We start from the raw sequence: 19,166 nt of genomic DNA on the forward strand, positions 1-19,166 counted from the left end.
AATGGTGCTCTATTCATCGTGTTCGGTGCTATTCTCGGCATCGCAATCAAATACGAGCTGCCAGTTTGTGGAAAAGAGTTGTTGGAATGAGACTTTGCCAGAAGATATTCCAGTCTGGGCGGCCATCGTGCCGTTTTTGAACGGGTCGGCTTTGATGATGCCGAAATATTTTTCAAGCCGACTGAAATTACCTTTCATGCCTAGGATGAAAACGTAATAGATGTCTTTCTCCAGACAATCGTTATATGATTCCGGCTTATCGAGCAACGGGAATGTCTCGATGAAAAGATCATAGACCTTTTTGCAGGATTGACGTATGTCGTCCGACAACTGCATGGGTGGGTCTTGATGTGCCACGTCGGGTAGTAGCTGAAGAAAATCTGCTGTACACAGCGCAGGAACTTCTTCTGTATAAAAGGGCGTTGGTTCTGTTGGACAGTTGGTGGGTGATTCTGCTGCACATCGGTTCAGACAGATTAACTCAATGATGGTGCTGACATTGCTGGACATCCTCTTGATATAACCGTGCGATTCAAGTTCGTCGAGAAAGGAAGCGACGGTTTTCCGGTGCCACTTCCATTTGATGGATAGTTCCACAATGGAGGCTTCCAATTGCCCTGGAGCCAAGTGGATGGTAATTCCGCGCTTACTGATTTCAGCCGGTTCTTTGACAGCGTTCTGTAACAGGTCGATAAAGGCGTGCAATCTGTTGCATACTTGGGTGGAACCACCTAAGTATGTCAATAGGTTGGTATCTATTGTGACTTGTATCTTGTTTTCGGTGCTCGTTTTCATTTTTGAAAATCTTTTTTCAAGGATGCCAAAAGTAGGGGTATAAAAAAGGATGGCAAAATGAACTAAAAGGAGTTTTCTTTCACTTCTTTCAAGCGCAAGAAATGAAAGATAAAAGAGGGAAAGGAGGGGCTAAAAAAGGGAAGAACTGCGGTTGCTTGGTGCGTGCGTAGGCGGGCATATATAAAAGGTGACGGGTGGGGAAAAAAGAAAAGCGACTCTTGCGAGCCGCTTTCTCTGGAACGAAGTTCCTGTTACTCTTTCGGGTCTGGAACAAAAGCCTCGATGTCATTGGAGACAATGATGAAATACGGTTTTTCGTTGAAGAGGCAGCCCTTGCGGAAACCTTTGACTATTACGGAAGCACCTTTCTTGATAAGGTCAAAAGCGGTTGTCTTCCATGTTTCTACATTGTAGTATTCCACTACGGATTCGTCCTTGCCTTCCTTGTTTTTGCTGTAATAATTAACCGCAACACTGAACGTTGCTTTCTGCTTTCCGTTGTTGCAAGTGATGATTTTTGCATCTGTCGTACAGTTACCAGTGAACTCGAAATTGTTTACTCTTTTCATGATCGTAATTTTTTAGAAGTTGAAAATAAATTAATTTTATGCCAGCATCATTGGAGCAAGAAAGAGGGAGTACACAAGGTTTCAGCGACAATTACGCCACGTTCAGAGAATGTCGGAAGAATTTTCGTCTGAATTCATCTAACCTTGTGAAAGGATTTATCCGTCTCCGAAGAACCCTTTCGGGTTCGCTCCTTGCCCTAAATTTGCTGGTAATAAAATATTTTTTTTGACTTCTTGAAACGAGCCGATGATAAAGAGGGATTATGAAGAACGGGTGACGGGCTGATGTAGAAATACTGCATCAATGAAAAGATGTACAGAGAGCTTCTCATTGCGGTCTACAGCAAAAAAGGTAAGGTGAAACGTATAAAGTGGAAAACAGGATTGTTACATGGAGGATAGCCGCCCGGAGCAATTATTGGTGACCTGGCATCCAATGGGGTTCAGTGAGGGCTGCATCTAACAAATGATTGGAATTCTTGTTTATGAATCGCATACCGATGTTGGTGTGTTGGATTTGAAAGAGTGCTCAGTGTATTCTCGTAGGATTGAGCGGAACTCGCATGAGGTACGGAAACTACATAGTATGTTTTATAATAGGGAGGGCGGATATGTTCGTGTATAAAAGGGAATATGTATTCTTATAAAAGGATGGCTGTCGGGAGGTATAAAAGGAAAACCTGAAAAGAAAGCCGGAGGGTATTAACCCCCGACTGGTAGCGGATTGGCTTTCATTGTTGTGAGATTGAGGAATATGCCTTGCTGCTCAATCTTTCCCTCCCTGAATAGCTTCCACAGTAAGGCACATCCCATTTGTGCCAAGGTGGAGTTGATAAACAAATCTTGCTTCCTTAACGCTTCGGCAACAGAGCAACTCGGACCGCTGTCTTGTTCATTGACCTGTGTGAGGTCAAACAGATCGCAGATAGTTGGCAGTACTGCAATCGCTTCAAATTCCGTGTCTTCGGGCTGTTTGCATTTCTTTATCGTCCCCAAAATGGCTTGCCCTGTTTTTTGTGTATTGCCGAAATCCAGCCAATAAAAGGGTACTTCATAATTATCACAAGCTATTTTGGTTCGTACCTTTAAATTGCGATGGATTACCATTCTGCTTTTCACGTTGTCCACACAAGAAATGGTAATGTTGGCAGTCGTGGTATCTTCTGCGTACATCTCGGGGACTGCCATCCAATCTAACCCGAAAAATTGATTGATGCGTGTCACAAGGCAAACGGATTTGTTCAGTCCTATATCGGCAGGACTGAAAAGTTGTCTACCAATATTTGCTTCAGACACTTCATCGGCATCAAATACGGAAACATCCAGTCCGGGATGTCCCAATCGTGCGAGAGCGGAATCCATGCGTGCCAATGCCTCCAATACTTGTGAACCTGTTCCTCCTGCACCAATGAGATGAATAGAAACCCGATGCTGGGGTTGCACTAAATAGGCGTTTGTGTAATGTACTTTTTTCATCGTAAAAAGTCGTTAAGTGTTTTATTTATAGGGATAAGTTCAGTGACAGGAAACGGCTCACCTGTTTTTATCAATCTTTTGGATAAAAGAGAAAGGTTAGACACGATGGGATTTGTGCCCAAAATATGGTCAAATTCAGAAAGCCAAAACATTTTTTCCCAGTATTCCATAATGTTAGTATAAGTCATGTCCGCTATTTCGGATAGTTTGGAATTACCCAAGCAAACATACGTTTCCGATACATTAAAATATGGGGCACGATAGAGCTGTGTGTCGGGATTGTCACCGATAAAGGCATATATGGCAAGGGTGTTTTGAATTGCAATATACAAGAGAGATGGTGTGTATAACTCTCCATTAGAAATAGCCAATCGTTTGCTGAAAAAGTGCATCCGCTTCTGCGGCTTTTCAAACCATATATATTTTTCATATCCTTTTCGTCCGTCTGCATACAGCATATTAGATGGAATAATACCGTGCAACTCCCTTTTAGTTGTATCAAGCGTCATTTCCGCTATATCTCTGATACACTCTTCTGTTAGTGGTATTCCCGCTCCCATATTACCTTTTACGATGTCTCTGCGTTCGAGGTAGATGTTATTTTCATCCTTGTCACTGTACACGATAATCGCCATTTTAGGCGTTAATCTTGTTCTTAGTTGTTCTGTTAGTTTATTCATTGATTACTAAATGTTCAAAATAGTCATTACATAGATATTTGAGCCATTGATAAGGAAATTCGCAAGAAGATAGTTTTTCTTGCTTTTCAGGAGAAAGAATGAGAAAAGAGAGTGGCTCTGTAGCTCCCATATTACTACATTCATCATTAACCATTTGAAAATGATATTCTACGATGGGGTCTTCTGTTGGCATTCCCCATGAGACGGATATAAGATTGTGCCATTCTATTTCTTCATTATTACGCTCTTGGTTATATTCTTCGTAGGTATCATCATAGATGTAGCTTGTTAGCACATCGGTACACATTAGCTCTATCCCCCTAATCATACACTTGACCTGTTCCGTTTCATCCTTGGAAAGACGTTTGATACTTTTCAGTTCGTCAAGCAAGCAGCATGGATTTATATCCTTGTTTTCTTCTATCAGTTTGATGAACCGATTTGCTTCTCCTTTTGAGTTCTTGTAGGAACGCATCATCTGTATTACTTTCTCGTCTACTTCTTCTTTTTCTTCTTTCATCTGATATTGAACATCCTCAATGAAGATTTCAAAGTTGGTGGTGTCTTTGATGAACGGAATGTAATTTCGTTGCATCATAAAAGCGATGAAGCGGATGAATAGTTTCCTTATCTTCGGGCGCATCGTCTTGGCTATCGAAATAGGAATATAGCAAATGGTGTCCCATGTAAATGTTGGGTGTGACTGATATACGACAAAGATAAATTCATCGTCTGAATAGTCTACATTCAATAACTGATGCTCCGGTAACAACTCTGTAACCCTATTGATTAAGTCTGTTATATCCCGACCGAATATTCCACAAGGCTTGAACAATAATTCTTTCCCATATAGGGAGAAATAGTTTGACGCTGCCTTTATCAATTTTTCGATATTCTTTTCGGTGTTAGTTACCCGATTGGTATCGAAGATTGTCTCTATTTCTGTTAGGCGTAAATCAGTGAATTGCTCCTTTAAAAATGAGTTATTTGTGACGACTTGGGCAGTACCCGTACTTTTCGGACGGATACCCCTGTATTCTGAACCTGCTTTTCTCGAAGTAGTATTCGCCCTAAGCGTTGGTGAAACCATTGGTTGTTGCATGATTTTTCTGACATAAGTGAGTGATTAACCTTTTGTTCCTATCGTAGTCTTGAATTGATATTCCATAGTGCCTTTTTCCGTAATCTGTCCGTGAATACTGCTGGTGGTCAGTTCGGGATAACTGTTGGAGTAGAAAGCAAGTACTTCATCGGGAGTGAGTTCGGGATTGGGGTCTGTCAATTCCGTTTCGTTGTACATGAATATACGTTTCAGCCCTGTAACTTCTAAAGCCATAATCTATCTGTTTATTAAGCGAACAATGTACCACTGTTCAGTTCTACACTAATTTTGTTTTTTAATACCTCACATTGTTTTGCATCCGCAGTAGGCATTTCGGTTGCCGTTTTGAGTAGAATGGCTGCTTCGGCATATTTCTTCTCATTGAACAACGTTTCTACCTTTTTCATCTTCTCACTGAAAGCTTTGCCCTCTTTCTCTTCTTTTTTCTTGGCTTCCGTAGTGGCTTTGGATGCTGCTTCCGCTGCTTCGATTGATTTCTCAAAGGTGTCCATGTTAGTCAATAATCCGGTCGCTTTGGTAAGAGGTTGGCAGATAGCCTGAATAAACTCTGCGTCCAGTTCATCGGGTGTTCCACTCACAATTATAGGAGACAGCTTACCTTTGGCTTCGTCTTTCAACCCTGTTTTAGTTGGCATAACCGACACACTCATTTTTCCATTCACTTTTGTCAGTGTAAGGGTGATTATATCCCTGTCTGACATCAATTCTGCTAATTCATTAAACATACTTTTAAGTTTTATATTTCCCTTTTGTAAGAACCCTTACTTCAGGAAGACTGTTAATTTTTTATCTGCCCCAAAGAAGCGTATCGTTTCCAGTCAAGTTTATTGCCGGAAATACTCTTGACCATCGGGAAAGGAAGATTTTCGGAAAATACACGAAGTGCTTGAACTTGCAAGAAACGAAATTTAGCGCTTCTAACTTTGCGGATAAATAATGACGGGCTTCTGAAGTGAGGCTTCCGGGAAAGGAGGCCGTTATAAAAGGAAGGGAGTTGAAGCTTTATAAAAGGGATGAAAAATGATAATAAAAAAGGGAAACCGCCCTTTGGAAAGGTATGGAACGAAAACAGAGAGATAGGAATTCGGAATGTATGTCCGTGACAGAGGGGTGAAGTGTGGTCTTCCCGAAGATGGCACTTTGCCCGTAATCTCTGTCACAATCGGGACTTTCATTCCTAATTACTTCGCGACGCGGTGTGACAGGACATTCCAAAGGAACGGTGGTATAAAAGGAAATCCGCCCACCGCCCTTGTTTGAGAGAAAAAAATCCCGTCCTATAGCAACTACTACCGGACGGGAAAAACGGTTAATATAAAGTTTTGTTTAGGCTGCGTTGTCTGTAACAAGACTACCCTCTACTTCTTTCAAGGATTTGTCTATTGTTTCTTGCAAAACTTTACGCTCGGCTTTTAATGAAGCCAGTTCATCTACTTTGCTCCACACATTTTGCATGATTTTTTGGAGTGTCGGAATTTCACTTTCTTTCGTAGCTATTTCCTTATCCTTACGGATGATAAGGTCGCCAATGCCTGCCATAGTAACAATCGGATATTCGGCACAACTTTTAAAGCTTAGGGGCAAAGCTCCTGTTATTCCATACCTGTATTTTAATCCGCTTACTCCTTCGACATAAAAGCTATTGTGTTCAAATGAACCTGCCCAATGGTATTCACTTTTGACATAAAGTTTTAATCCCATGCAGTGCCCAATGTGCTTAGTCTGCTCATTGCGGTTGCTCTTAGCTATTTGGTTCAATGCTTTTCCTGTCTCTTCCAAAGAGCTGAATTGTTGCCCGATAAGCGTTGTTGCTTTCTCCCCCTCATAACTCCGTACATATAGAACATCTTCGTTTACTTTTCGAATGAACTCTTTTCCTTGTTCTATGGCTTCATTATTAGTGGTAATTGACCTTTCAGCTTTGTAACGCTCTCGATTAAAAATCGTTTGCTCTTTTTCAAGCTGCATGATTTTATTGTCCAATTTAGACTTGTTCAATAAATCGGTGTTACCTGAAAGGAGAGCAACAAATTCGGCAAAGTTCATTCCGCTATTTTCGTCCATCGAATCCTCGTCAATTCTACGTGCGCCTATTGTGCCGCTATTGATTTGATTGATGAACATCTGTTTGTTTTTTAACAGATTAAACTTGTAAGCATCCAGCGTTTTCTCTGTGCCGTAAATAAAAATATCAACTTTGTTGTTACCCCACAATTTTACGTTATTTCCTTTACGTACAGCACGTCCGTTGCGTTGTTCCAAATCAGCCGGTCGCCACGGAATGTCAATATGATGCACCGCTACGGCTCTTTGTTGTGCATTAACTCCTGTACCCAACATTGAGGTAGAACCAAAGAGAACACGAATTACACCGCTGTTCATATCAGCAATCATTTTCTTTCTGCTCTTCTCTGTTTTTGCACAATGAATGAACTGAATTTCATGTGCTGGAATGCCATAACGGTTCACCAATTTGTCTTTGATGTCTTGGTAAATATTCCACTCATTCGGCTTGTATGTGCTAAGATCCGAGAAGCAAAATTGAGTCCCTTTTTCCTCGTTGAAGCGAGTATAGTATTCGAAAATTTTGGCAGCACATTGCGATGCTTTGTTAGCCGGATCGTCCTCAAACCGTTCAGGGTCTAACATTCTCATATCAAGTGCCATTTTACGGGCTATATCCGTAGCAATAAGCATTTTCGCCTTATCCAAATTATCAGGTTCGGGTTGGCGCAAGTCGAGGTCAGTCCAATTTCCACTATTGGCAAACGAAACAAGGCGACCAATCATTTCCTCTTGCGCCAGCGTGGGGGCGGAAGTGAGGAACTGAATATTTTTCTCGGGCACATCAAGGTTAATCATTTCAGCGGTACGATAATCGGTTATCTCTCGGAGGAATGAAGCAAGTTCGGGGACTTTGATATAAGTACGGAAGCGTTCTTTACGCTTGATGGCTCCCGTTACACTTAGTTCGTAATCACTTGCTTTCTTGGTGAAAATAGCAGCCCACGCATCGAAGCAACTGATATGCTGTTTTGCTAATTCTTTCGGTCGAAGATACTTAAACAATACATATAATTCAGTCAGCGCATTAACAATCACCGTGCCGGAGAGAAACGTTGCTCCCAAATCTTTACCTGTACGCATCTGAATATCACGAATAGCGATTAACAGGTTCATAGCACGTTGCGAACCTGCGGTATTACCAATCCCGGCTACTCTGTTATGCCTTGTCTGAAATGTTAAATTTTTAAAAAACTGCGATTCGTCGATAAAAATATGATCGATGCCCATTGAGTGGAAATTAATGCAATCGTCTTTCTTTTTTTCGATTTCATCTCTTAACTGCGAGAGCTTTACCAAGAGGTTTTCTTTGCGCTTTTCCAATCCGTTGAGCAATTTCCTGTTGCACCATTGGTTGCCTGTCTGGTCGAGGGCATCTAAAGAACGGTCAATGTCTGCCAGCTCTTCATCTAAAATGGCAATAACTGTTTCATCCGCTTGCGGTATCTTTGCAAACTGGTCATGCGTAAGAATGATACAATCCCAGTTGCAATTTTTTATTTTTGATAACAGTTCCTGCCTGTTTGCCGGAGTGAAATCTTCTTTGCCGGGATATAGGAGTTTTGCCGTAGGATAAGCTTTTTTGAACGCATCCGCAATCTCGTTGATATTCGCTTTCAGCCCGATAATAAGGGGCTTTTGCGCCAAATTTAGCCGTTTCATTTCGTAGGCAGCAACACACATTACCATCGTTTTCCCTGCACCTACTTCATGCCAGCATACCCCACCATTATTTTGCTTAATCATCCAAATGGCATCTTTTTGCGATTGGTAAAGGTCGTCATAGGGAAATTGTTCAAAGGAAAGCCCCGGAAAGGTTTGTGCCGAACCGTCATAGGCAGGACGTACATAACAATTAAATCGTTCGTTGTACAACCTAACAATCCCATCGCGTACTTCAATCGGTTGACTATCCAGCCATAAATTAAATTTATCTCTGATTTCCTGTATTTTGGTTGCTGCCTCTTGTATCGCTTCTTCATCGGGGACTTTCACCGTTTCACCGTTTTTAGATATTTCTTTTGTAAATTCGGGTACAGTGTCTTGCAACGCATGTACAAATAAACCTTCTCCGTTTAGATTACGAACGGAATACACCCGATAAGCAATAGGTGAATAGCCTTTCATTGAAACAATAAAAGTATCGTTTACATCGAAATAGGTAACGGTGGTTTCTATTTCAAAGAGATCTGTTGCGAAATTGGAATAAAGTTCACAATCTACCCAACGTTCCCCGAGGTTAAACTCCAATGCCTCATAAGGGATGATTTCAGGGGTAACATCTTCTAATGCTTTGATAGATTGGCTTGTCCATTCTTTGGCTTGTCCTGTCTGCGTAGCGATGTGTGTATGTAACTTTTTGGTTTTTTCAATTACATTACCTGCAAGGAAACGTCCCTTTTCTTCCCAACAGTCAGTGATGGCATTATAGAATATTTCACCGTTCAGGCTTTCGATAATTTCACTTTCGGCTTTCTCCGTTGCCTTGGAAATATAGTCCATATCTACCTGTCCGTAGAAATTCAGGCTACTTGCCAATGCTTCTAATGGTTGCAGTTTGATGGCAGTATCAATCTTCTTGAAAGCAACAGGCTCGTTCATGATGTCGGCTTTGATTACATTGTTTCCAAGCTGTATCTCAATGGTGAATACTTCGATGCCCATTGCATCCAACATAATAAATTCCTTGTTGTCGTTACTATGAAATTCTCCCCATTTAGCAATAAACGCATCATAATGGGCGTTCAACCTCTCACGTAAATGAGGAAATTCTTTCTTTGTTTCTTCCTCATTCTGTGAAAGTAAGAAGTAAGCTTCTCTTATTTTGAAATAGTCGGCAGCTCTTTCTATGTTTACAATATTCATCTTTACAGGGATAAAATTAGCTTTTAAACTGTCCATAAAGCTATCCCGTGTAAAATACAATGTGCCAATCTGTTCTTCAAAAACCACCATTGTACCCTCTTTCATCCAACCTGCTATTGTGCCAGTATAGGGTCTTTTTCCTCGCTCTACCTTTTTTACAGGTTCAGTATATTCGGTATCAAACAAATCAAAAAGTGTAAATTGTGCCTGTTGTTGTTTGATGGGAGCTGCACCAAAAAGGTTCATTCTAAAATAGCGGTCAAAGTCGGTTGCCAGCTTATTGGAAAGAACAGTTCTCATTTCTTGCTCGGAGTTTTTCCAATAGTATCTACGTACATATTTGCCATATTGGTTTTTGAGAATAGAACTTTCAGTAGCCAATGCCTCTTTCGGTTGACACAATAACTTATTGATGCTTTCGCTTTTTTCAATCATGCAGGGTACTTGCTCTTTCATCGTATCAAGAAAGATTTGTTCTCTTGATGTCAGCATACATTTATTTGAATGCTTCTGTAAAATGAAAAGGTCGCTTCCTACCTCAATTCCGCCAGTCTCCATAAATAGATTATCAGGCAATCGAAGTGCTGTAATCAGATTGGTATTGTGAACGATGAAATCACGCACAAATTTATTGGATGCAGAATCAGCAACCCCTCTTGATGTAATGAATGCAAGAACCCCACCCTCTTTGAGTAAAGAGATGGCTTTGAAAAAGAAATAGTTGTGAATGGTTTTGGCAGCTTGTGTATAAGGTTCTCCCCTTTTAATAAAGTCCGCATCATACACGTTCAGATTACCGAAAGGAATATTTGAGGCTATAACATCAAGAGCAGGAGTTTCTATTTCTTTGTCGCCAAAAGTTTCAAATCCATCAATAAATACCTGCGTGTCGGGTTCTAAAGATGATAAAATAAGCCCTGTCACATAGTCTTTTTCAAATGCGATCTTTACAGCGTTAGCAGGAGCAACAGGTAAAAATCCTCCAATTCCAGCGGAGGGTTCCAAAAAAGTGCCGATAGTCAGGTTGTTTTTACTAAAAATGTGCTGGATATTGTCTGCAACGGCAGAAATAACTGATTGTGGAGTGTAAAAAGCAGTCAAAACGGAATTTTTAATGCTTTTAACCAGTAACTTGTATAGCTTTGTATTACCCTCTGTTGCTTCCGTCAACACACTTTTTAGCTGTTGTAACACTTGCTTTGTGTCATTATCCGTTGTGCCGTGGTCTTTATCCTCATTATCTAATAGTAGAACAGAATAAATACCGCCAAAACCTGTATATTGTTGCAACAATATACGTTCTTCTCCTGTCGCTTTTCTCTGTTCTTGACGAATTTTGAAAGCTGTTGCAATGGCTTGTACATTAGCCGACAATGATTTTAATTTGTTATAGCCCATAATTTTAACCGTTTATTTTAATTTCCCTTTTATTCGGTCTTTCTGACCTGTGAGAGGGATATTTTTCGGCTATTCCAGATGGGTGTGGACAATCATGCAAAGCTGATATGGGAAATACGCTCGACCATAGGGAGAGGAAGATTTCCCAATATCACTTGCGGAGGTACTCCGGCTTTGCAACTGATTGGAAGCGGCCAGCTATCTTTGCGGAAAAATAGCCTTTCGCAGGGCTGCAAACGATGGACTTTGTTCAGCTACAAAGGTTAGGTATCAGTTATAAAAGGACTAGAAGATTCTTGTTTTATAAAAGGGAAAGCGGCTAATTTTACAAAAGGAAAATGAAATATAAAAGGAAATCCCCTTTGAGGGAAGGATGGTTCCTTTTCTGAATCATCCTCGGGTCTTATTCATACGTTCTTTCGGAACAAGGCAAAAGTGCCTCCTATGCTGATATTGTATATTAATTTATAATTATCATCGACAAATAAGGTGTAATCATAGAGAGCTAACTTTGGTTCATCTGCTTCTTCTGATTCTCCATAGTCCCATTCCTTGAGATAATTGGCTATTTCTTCATAATTATCTTTTTCATAAAGAGTTGATAAGAATGAATAATCGCCATCACCATCCTTTACTATACGTATGAGGCTCCATGTGTTATCTGTTTTCTTTTCCATTGTGTCTATCATTAATTTGTTTATATTCATAAAAAGCCTGTCCTTGATAAAAATCGAATTCAGGATATTTACAGAATCCTGATACTCCGAATTTTCCTGTGCGTTTCCCGAAATTGTTTTCTTCCAGCCAATCTATTATAGGAATGCCATTGTTGTTGATATCAATGAATTGGCATCCAGCACTACGATTACACTCCGGGAGATTTACCGTAATATCTCCATAATATACCAAATGATCCTTTTCTAAAACATCGAGTAGCATAGCTATAGGACTTCCCATTCCATATTCATAGGTTGAAATAATGGGAAACACCCACATTCCGTTGTATCTTAGTAATTTGTATTCACGTCCTTCAATTATTATTATTTTCATGTTCGTCTTTTAAGTGCTTTAAAATTAATAACATAGTGATTCTTCTATTTGATGAGAATGTGCATAGTATTATACACATTCTCGTTAGTTCATTTTTTACTCTGCGAAATCTCCAGCGCATATTTTTTGGAACTCACCTTCGCAAAACATCTCATATTCTTCTGTATTGTCTCCAGATTCAATATTCCTATCAATAATATCACCCATTTCGTCAAGATAAGCCATATCGGAGATGCAACGTTCTCCCTGTCTATTGACTAAATAGATTTCATAACAATCCGCGCCCGCATTGTAGGAGATTAAAACATCTCCGGTGAAAAGCCTTGCATTCACCTTGAATCTAAGAGTAGCCATATCTTTAAAAATTGTAGCTGCAAATTGATTAGTACCCCATGACAAAAGCACATTCATGTTAGTAGTTCCTATTAACTGTCTTCTGATAGATTCAGCGGCTTGTAAAATTTCTGCTTTATTCATAACTTAATTTATTTTTCCCTCTAATCATTTTGATTTCGAGGGGGATTAATTATTTTTTCTGCTCTCAGAATTGCATATCATTCCTGCAAAACATCCGTGAGAAATACTCTTTTTATGCAGTAAAAAGGAAGATTTTTCACAAGGAAAACCGTAGGTGGGTTTTTCAGAAGAATGATATAATGCAATTAACTTTGCAGCAAAAAATGGATTAATTCCCGAAGCTATCATGAAGGATAAAAGTGGTGATGTAAATGCGTTACACTATAAAAGGATTTCGATAAATATGTTACAAAAGGATATTACGATGGCAAGTAGCATATTTCTTAGACTAAATAGTCTCTAAGCAAGTTCAGAGAAAAGTGCTTGATATACAATGTCTCTTAATTACAAAAGGATATTTCCTATGCTGTTAAAGCTAAAGAAAGCAAGTGGAGCATCAGTTAGCTCCATAACTTTCTTTAACAAAAGCACCTGCCGGAAGAGTCCATATTTCTTCAGAGGACAATTTGATTTGAAGATTGTAGATATAACTGGTTGCAAGGTCTTTCAACTCCTTGGAAATATGGTTGTAGGGAATTCCCGTATCAACCAAAATTTGTAGGTCAATATTACGTTTTATAGTACAACCAAATTGCTTTTCCAAAGAAATGATTTTTGATATTTGGAGAGGACTTATCACATTCGCACTTGCAAACTGATTTTTGTTTCCAAAAATACAGAATTTGCAAGAACAACGATTCCACCCCATATAATAACACGGATGAACCCGTATTTGATAGCGTTCTATTATGTTCCAGACTTGTTTTTCCGTCCAATCCCGAATGGGGCGATAGCGGTCTATGTGACGGGTAAACTGTTTACCATTGCGAAGGTCGGCTTTGTCGGTTTCAAAAATGGCATATCGGGCGCGTGCGGCTGATTCTTCCCCCCGTTCACCACTAAGTACAAGTGTTCGACTGTTACGAAAACGAGGTTGGTTGATAATGGCTGTGGAACAAACATCTATTTTCAGATAAGAGGAACACCAACGAATTTTTAGGTCGTGGGAGCATTGAGGAAACTTATGTCGTGTTGTCAATTTTCCCCGTAAACCTCCTGCCTTACCAATAGAACCATCCCATTGTTCAAAGCGGTTAGGGGCTGTATGGCTATTTTCACGCATTAGTTCTCCGTAGAATCCTCCTTCTTTCCATTGAAAATAAATAGGTACACCAAATGCTTTCGCAAATTGGCGACAGTAATCAGGTGTGATTTCCCAATCGAAGAAAGTGTTGCCTCTGCCATCTATTTCTTGATGCCATAATTCGATTTTATCAACAGGTACATTGTTATCAAGTAAGTAAAGGAAACATGCGGTTGAATCTTTACCTCCCGAAAAGCTGACTATGTATTTATCATAAGATTGTAAATTGAATCTTTGGTTCATGTTTATTCAGTCTTTAGTAAAATTGAACGTGTCTTTTCTTTAATATTCTCAGATTTTCATATCCGATACTTTTAAGTTCTGCGAGTAAATCCTTATATTCCTCTTCTCTTGCCAATGTAGTAAGGGAAATAACACCATTATAATCAGCATCGGCGTACTGTCCGAGATGTTCATAAGAACTTACTGTTAACTTTCTTCGGTCTGTATTTTCTGGGAAAAGAGCGATAATCTGTCCGTTATCTTTCCATTTTCTGAATATGACTTTAGTTTTATTCATTATATTTTATTATTACGTTAGCCTAACTCTACCGGCTCATCACTCCATGTCAACTCCTTGCCTATGAGTTTGTAGATAGAACCTTTAGGTAACATTATTGTAATTTCTGCGCTACCGCATTCGCTTTCAACCCATATCTCTTCTAAATAACTCCATTCCCAAAAATCCCTGATAGGTTTTTGAGGTGAGACTGTTTCAGTTCCATTTCTGTTTACTGCTAACCATGCCATAATTTAGCTCCTTTCTATTTTGTTATGCAGGGCTTTTGCCCTAGTTTGTACTTAATTTCTTTCTAATATAACAAGGATACCACCCTCTTAAAAATATTGAGACCAATAATAATCAGCAGTTTTCATGTAACCTGCTTTTTTCAACTCGGCTTCAATTCGCCATAATTCTGAGTTTGCTCGTCATTCATCTCTATTTGTAGGTAGGCTCTGACACCTACCCCTGTTATTAATTAAATAATTGTCCGTCTTGTAAATATTCCCAATTATTGGCGTGGCTTTCTTCTTTGAAACTATCTTCGTTTTGCGTATACTCTATATCATCACGGCAAAAACGGAAAAAGCTGTCCAAGCACTTATCCATTAGTTTAAAGTAAGTGATATTCTTGGCGGGGTGTTTCAGAAAATCGTATATCGGTTGCAATATGGCACAATCGGCACAATATCCCGTAAGGGTACAATCTGTATTGTAGAATATCCGACTTAATCGATTTTTTGTTTTACATTGTACGCTTGTCTTACCCCAATAAATCTTAGATATGAATAGCCTGTGCCAATGGTTGTTGGTGATATACCTTGCCAAACGCTCTCCGCTTAGTTCTTCTAGCTCTCCAGAAAGAGAGGTGAAGAAACTGTAATGGTAGGTACAAGTATCATAGCTCCAATTACGGATGTCAACGTTAAAGAGTTTTGCAAATTCCTCCATCGTATTTCGGTTGTCGCTCGAAAAGGAATAGTCCCTATTCTCTATCCACTTATAGTAAGCGGTCTTTTGTGCGTCTACTGATAATTCATGCATCGGAAAAATGTTGTATTCTCGTGTTATCGTTCTCATAATGGTGATTATTGAATGGTTGCTAAAATAATTTCTTCTACATACTGCGGATGCACTTCGCTGAAACAGTAAACTACAAAGTCTTTACGTGCATCATAGTTCAACTCTCTGTATAGTTCTTTAAAGGGGGTTATATTACCGTTGATATAGGTTGATGCCATATACTCGTAAATATTGTCCACCGCATAATATCGGCATTGTTGCGCCACTGTTTTTCCTCGTCTTGTTTTCATCTTTATACTGTTTTTATAATTTTATGTGGATTCTTGAGGTGAAGGAGTTTCGTTTCCATTTATTCTTGAATTATTAACTTTGCGATATCGGTAATAACTTTTCAAGTCCAATATACCCAAGAGAAAAATTCCATGTTAGCAAATATCCTAAGCATATTTGGTAGCTATCGCTTGTTCCTCTTTGGGAATGGTTGTTAAGTTCATAATACTCATCATTATCCCACTCTCTTAGATAACGAACAGCAGCCATAACAGACTTCCTTTTTAGTAACTTTAATGGCTCATCAGCTTCGTCACCTTGCATAAAAATGATTGAGGCATAGCAATATTGAACTTGTTTCTCACCCATCATCTTTTTGGTATTTCCTGTATGCATAATTATTTCCTTCTTTATAATTAAATTTGTAATGACTTATAATGAAAACTCAGCTTTGAAATCTTCGTCGCATTGAATTAGGCTGGTCAATATTTTGATTAGGCTACGTTTTGAACCTACTTTTGCAATGGCGCATATATATTTGTCTTCCTGTTGCTTTGTTGCAATAAAGATATGACCACATTTTACTTCCGGCTTAAACGGGTAGATTTGACTTTTGAGTTTTTTGAAATTTGTTGCCATAGTGATATTGAGTTTAAATAATATTGATAACTGTATTTTTCTGTAATCTATTTGCCGTATTTATGTCTGCTTGTGTAACACAATGTTCTGAATAGTAATAGGGATTCAGTTCAATCAGTGACTTGATATTGTACTTTCCATTCTGTTCTTCTTTCGAGTTTTTTGTTTCCATTACTGTATATTTATTAGTTGAATAAAATTCTTTCCCTACAATTGAACTATTATATTTATTAGCTCTTTGACTGTTTATGGGACTTTTTCAAGTGCTACAATGAACAAAAGCAACGGATTAAGCCAACTTTTTCCAGAAAATACGAGCTGAAAGCTGGAGATTTTCGATGGAAATCAGCGGAATGTTCCGCAAGTTGGCATATCCGGCTTTGGTTGAAATTTGCACATGAATCAGGCCAATCAGTCAAAGTGATAATATTAATAGAAGAATCCAGAAAGCTCTGGAAAAGCGTATAAGGGGAGAGGGACAAGATTTAAAAGAGGCAAGATCGGATGTAATACTTTTCTATCCGGTGTATAAAAGGGAGGCGTGAAGAGACAAGTAAAATGTAATACACATAAAATGCCGAAGGGGAAAAAAGGGAAACATTTGTTTCCCTCCTCCCAACGACTCACTTTTAACTAGGTTGAGTGAAGTTGATGTATTTGCTGTTATTCAAATAGATGTTCTATAATCTCTACTGGCCCCCCCTTATAATCTTAGATTTATTTTTTTTGTTGTTTTACGTTAATTCTACTGGTTCATCATTCCATGTTAATTCCCTACCTATAAGTTTATAGACAGAACCTTTTGGTAACATTATTGTAATTTCTGCGCTACCGCATTCGCTTTCAACCCATATTTCTTCTGAATAACTCCATTCCATAAAATCCCTGATCGGTTTTTGGGGTGAGACTGTTTCAGTTCCATCTTTGTTTACTGCTAACCATGCCATAATTTAACTCCTTTTTATTTAGTTTCTATATTAATGTGCGAATATCTGCCGAATAAATCCTCAAACGGTAAGCGTGCGTAGGATTCACCATCCGCACCAATGGTATATATTCGATTCTCATATACTTCAATGTCTTTTATAAGTTCTCTTACTTGATTAACCACATCTTTGGGTACGTGGATGTATATATTGTCGCCCCATTGCCTTGTGGTTACAGAGAATTTGACGTTGGGAAATTCTCTCTTAAGTAATAAACGGATATTGTTAGGGGCTTGTCCTCCCTCTTTCAAATATGGGAAACGCTGTTTAAGCTTTTCGCAAATTGCAATGTATCTTAGTTGCGCTTCCATTTTTCTTTCTTCCTCCATTCGCTGTATGTATGCTTTTTTCGCTTCAATCTCTATCGAATACATGGTTGTGAAGTCAGACCATAAATACATATACCTACAATAGTCGTAACCCTGTCTGTCTACAAACACATATCTACCACCATCGGACAATATTAATGTTACACATTGATAGAATGTATCTATCTGTTCGCTGGTAAAATTGTATATATTTGCATTGTCGGGGAGGTCTTCAGAGCAACTACCACCCGTATTTGTCGGTAGATAATCACCATTCTGTAATGCTTTGTCGGATATGTGCATTATTTCAACTATCTTACAAATTGTTTGATAGTTGCTTTCATAGGTATAAAACACTTGCGACTGCAAGCCACAATCGTTTTTTAAACCAGAACAGTGAAGATTAACAAAATCGTTTACTTGCAGCTCTGCCACTGGTTTAGATTTATTCTGTTTTGCTTGCTCTTTGTATAATGTTATATTTTTCATAATCGTTTTATGCTGCTATCCGCTGACGGATAAGATTTTTATTTTTTTTATTTGATTCAAACTTATTCTATATCACTTGCAGAGAGCCACCAACCATCTGCTTCTATTATGTTCTTTTCATTACTATTTTCTTGGATTACAATGCGATCATCGTATAGCCCGTATGTATCACTTCCTGCTCCACAAGTAAAACCAATACCCACATCATATTTTTCTAATAATTGAGATAGTTCTTTCTTGAATTCTTTTATCTTTTCTTCTGTCATAATTTTATGAGTTTTTTACGATTATATTAGTGTTTTCCAATTCCCATTTTCTTTATGCAAGACATACATTGTGTTCTTGACTTGTTTTTTCCACCCATGTAAAGACCATGTAAAGCTAATATTGACAATGAGGAAGTGATCTGTCTGCTTTATTATATTGTGAAAAATAAAATCACTTATCCCCTCCTGTCTTTTATTTAATTCATTGTACACGATATGTATTACTTCATCTTTAGTTTCCATAATATTCTTGTTTTATTTGTTGCTAATCTGCTGATTTTTGATTTTATATAGTCCGTCTAAATGTGAAAATCTAACATTTCCGACTATAAAAGTTGGTGCTATTACTGCTCCAGCTGTGTATGTTGTTTTTCTGCGTTTTTCTGCAAAATATTCTGTTACTTTATTATTCTTTATAGCATAGTTTAAACCTGTTTCAATGAATTGAAAGGTAATACCATTAACTTCTAACGTTAGATATGCCCACAAACAATAAGGTTCTGATTGTGTACTTATAGCAACGTCCTTCACTGTTACAGGAAAAAGCATCTCTTGCTGTGCTGTGATATTATCCAAGTATATTTGTTCTTTTATTTCATTCAACATACGACTCTTGTTTGCATTGAATATTTTGAGACAGCCAATATAATTCTGGACTCTTTCATGAAAATATTTCATTCCATTACTGATAAACAGTCTTGTTCTGTTATCAAAAATGAGAGAATAATCATACGTTCCTCGCCATTTTCCAGTACATGCGCTTCTCTCCTTCTTAAAACTCTGATAACCCATAAGGATAGTTAACTCCTGGCAGCTAAGTTGTTTTTCTTTGTTCATAATCCGTTTTTTTTATGTTCAAACTATTTTTTCCCTTTAATCATTCTGATTTCAAGGGAGATTAACTATTTTTTCTGCTCTCATAATTGCATATCATTCCTGCAAAACGTCCGTGAGAAATACTCTTTTTACGCAGTGAAAAGGAAGATTTTTCACAAGGAAAAAC

At 38.5% G+C, this 19,166-nt stretch carries 23 protein-coding genes; all 23 read right to left on the reverse strand.

All coding sequences use genetic code 11. The features are described from left to right. Positions 1-9: 9 nt before the first annotated feature. The 23 genes from PHO71_RS09350 to PHO71_RS09460 all read right to left on the reverse strand — a co-directional run bounded on the left by PHO71_RS09350 (position 10) and on the right by PHO71_RS09460 (position 19,000). Positions 10-795 carry a hypothetical protein gene (locus tag PHO71_RS09350; RefSeq protein ID WP_300202165.1) on the reverse strand — a complete coding sequence of 262 codons (786 nt, stop codon included), beginning with the start codon at positions 793-795 and terminating at the stop codon, positions 10-12. 251 nt (positions 796-1,046) lie between these two features. Next, a complete protein-coding gene (locus PHO71_RS09355) occupies positions 1,047-1,364 on the reverse strand; it encodes a single-stranded DNA-binding protein (RefSeq protein ID WP_300202168.1) in 318 nt (105 codons plus the stop codon). Positions 1,365-2,066: 702 nt separating this feature from the next. Further along, positions 2,067-2,840 (reverse strand): PRTRC system ThiF family protein, encoded by a 774-nt coding sequence (locus tag PHO71_RS09360; protein ID WP_300202171.1) that lies wholly within the window; start codon positions 2,838-2,840, stop codon positions 2,067-2,069. Next, positions 2,837-3,520 (reverse strand): PRTRC system protein B, encoded by a 684-nt coding sequence (locus PHO71_RS09365; protein WP_300202173.1) that lies wholly within the window; start codon positions 3,518-3,520, stop codon positions 2,837-2,839. The genes PHO71_RS09360 and PHO71_RS09365 overlap by 4 nt, the downstream gene beginning before the upstream one ends. Further along, complete coding sequence (locus tag PHO71_RS09370; RefSeq protein ID WP_300202176.1) at positions 3,513-4,622, reverse strand: hypothetical protein; 1,110 nt, start codon at positions 4,620-4,622, stop codon at positions 3,513-3,515. Before PHO71_RS09370 ends, PHO71_RS09365 begins: the two co-directional genes overlap by 8 nt. Positions 4,623-4,646: 24 nt before the next feature. After that, positions 4,647-4,856, reverse strand: a complete 210-nt coding sequence (locus PHO71_RS09375) for a PRTRC system protein C (RefSeq protein ID WP_300202179.1) — start codon at positions 4,854-4,856, stop codon at positions 4,647-4,649. A gap of 14 nt (positions 4,857-4,870) precedes the next feature. Then, positions 4,871-5,368: a PRTRC system protein E gene (locus PHO71_RS09380; RefSeq protein ID WP_300202182.1), complete on the reverse strand. Its 498-nt coding sequence runs from the start codon at positions 5,366-5,368 to the stop codon at positions 4,871-4,873. 601 nt (positions 5,369-5,969) lie between these two features. Then, the gene (locus PHO71_RS09385) at positions 5,970-10,970 is read right to left on the reverse strand and encodes an N-6 DNA methylase (protein ID WP_300202185.1); all 5,001 of its coding nucleotides are present in this window, start codon (positions 10,968-10,970) and stop codon (positions 5,970-5,972) included. 407 nt (positions 10,971-11,377) lie between these two features. Continuing rightward, positions 11,378-11,647: a hypothetical protein gene (locus tag PHO71_RS09390; protein ID WP_300202188.1), complete on the reverse strand. Its 270-nt coding sequence runs from the start codon at positions 11,645-11,647 to the stop codon at positions 11,378-11,380. Further along, entirely contained in the window at positions 11,628-12,020 is a 393-nt protein-coding gene (locus PHO71_RS09395) for a DUF4313 domain-containing protein (RefSeq protein WP_300202191.1), read from the reverse strand. Before PHO71_RS09395 ends, PHO71_RS09390 begins: the two co-directional genes overlap by 20 nt. Before the next feature lie 96 nt (positions 12,021-12,116). Beyond that, a complete protein-coding gene (locus tag PHO71_RS09400; protein ID WP_300202194.1) occupies positions 12,117-12,497 on the reverse strand; it encodes a hypothetical protein in 381 nt (126 codons plus the stop codon). 436 nt (positions 12,498-12,933) lie between these two features. Then, positions 12,934-13,923, reverse strand: a complete 990-nt coding sequence (locus PHO71_RS09405) for a phosphoadenosine phosphosulfate reductase family protein (protein WP_300202197.1) — start codon at positions 13,921-13,923, stop codon at positions 12,934-12,936. A gap of 13 nt (positions 13,924-13,936) precedes the next feature. After that, on the reverse strand, positions 13,937-14,200 hold the full coding sequence (locus PHO71_RS09410; RefSeq protein ID WP_300202200.1) for a hypothetical protein: 264 nt from the start codon (positions 14,198-14,200) through the stop codon (positions 13,937-13,939). A gap of 17 nt (positions 14,201-14,217) precedes the next feature. After that, positions 14,218-14,430, reverse strand: coding sequence for a fructan hydrolase (locus PHO71_RS09415; RefSeq protein ID WP_300202203.1), 213 nt, complete (start codon positions 14,428-14,430; stop codon positions 14,218-14,220). Positions 14,431-14,656: 226 nt separating this feature from the next. Continuing rightward, positions 14,657-15,262: a hypothetical protein gene (locus tag PHO71_RS09420; protein WP_300202206.1), complete on the reverse strand. Its 606-nt coding sequence runs from the start codon at positions 15,260-15,262 to the stop codon at positions 14,657-14,659. 8 nt (positions 15,263-15,270) lie between these two features. Then, a complete protein-coding gene (locus PHO71_RS09425; RefSeq protein ID WP_300202209.1) occupies positions 15,271-15,495 on the reverse strand; it encodes a hypothetical protein in 225 nt (74 codons plus the stop codon). Positions 15,496-15,568: 73 nt separating this feature from the next. Then, complete coding sequence (locus tag PHO71_RS09430) at positions 15,569-15,871, reverse strand: hypothetical protein (RefSeq protein ID WP_300202212.1); 303 nt, start codon at positions 15,869-15,871, stop codon at positions 15,569-15,571. A 36-nt stretch (positions 15,872-15,907) separates the two neighbouring features. Next, positions 15,908-16,114, reverse strand: a complete 207-nt coding sequence (locus tag PHO71_RS09435; RefSeq protein ID WP_300202215.1) for a hypothetical protein — start codon at positions 16,112-16,114, stop codon at positions 15,908-15,910. A gap of 13 nt (positions 16,115-16,127) precedes the next feature. Continuing rightward, a complete protein-coding gene (locus PHO71_RS09440) occupies positions 16,128-16,286 on the reverse strand; it encodes a hypothetical protein (RefSeq protein WP_300202217.1) in 159 nt (52 codons plus the stop codon). 562 nt (positions 16,287-16,848) lie between these two features. After that, positions 16,849-17,061 carry a fructan hydrolase gene (locus PHO71_RS09445; protein ID WP_300202220.1) on the reverse strand — a complete coding sequence of 71 codons (213 nt, stop codon included), beginning with the start codon at positions 17,059-17,061 and terminating at the stop codon, positions 16,849-16,851. Between the two features lie 14 nt (positions 17,062-17,075). Further along, positions 17,076-17,897, reverse strand: coding sequence for a hypothetical protein (locus PHO71_RS09450; protein WP_300202223.1), 822 nt, complete (start codon positions 17,895-17,897; stop codon positions 17,076-17,078). 62 nt (positions 17,898-17,959) lie between these two features. Further along, the gene (locus tag PHO71_RS09455; RefSeq protein WP_300202225.1) at positions 17,960-18,163 is read right to left on the reverse strand and encodes a hypothetical protein; all 204 of its coding nucleotides are present in this window, start codon (positions 18,161-18,163) and stop codon (positions 17,960-17,962) included. A 255-nt stretch (positions 18,164-18,418) separates the two neighbouring features. Continuing rightward, complete coding sequence (locus PHO71_RS09460) at positions 18,419-19,000, reverse strand: hypothetical protein (RefSeq protein WP_300202228.1); 582 nt, start codon at positions 18,998-19,000, stop codon at positions 18,419-18,421. Positions 19,001-19,166 lie beyond the last annotated feature (166 nt).

Origin of the sequence: Bacteroides sp. (assembly GCF_028690125.1) — a bacterium.
Classification (GTDB): domain Bacteria; phylum Bacteroidota; class Bacteroidia; order Bacteroidales; family Bacteroidaceae; genus Bacteroides.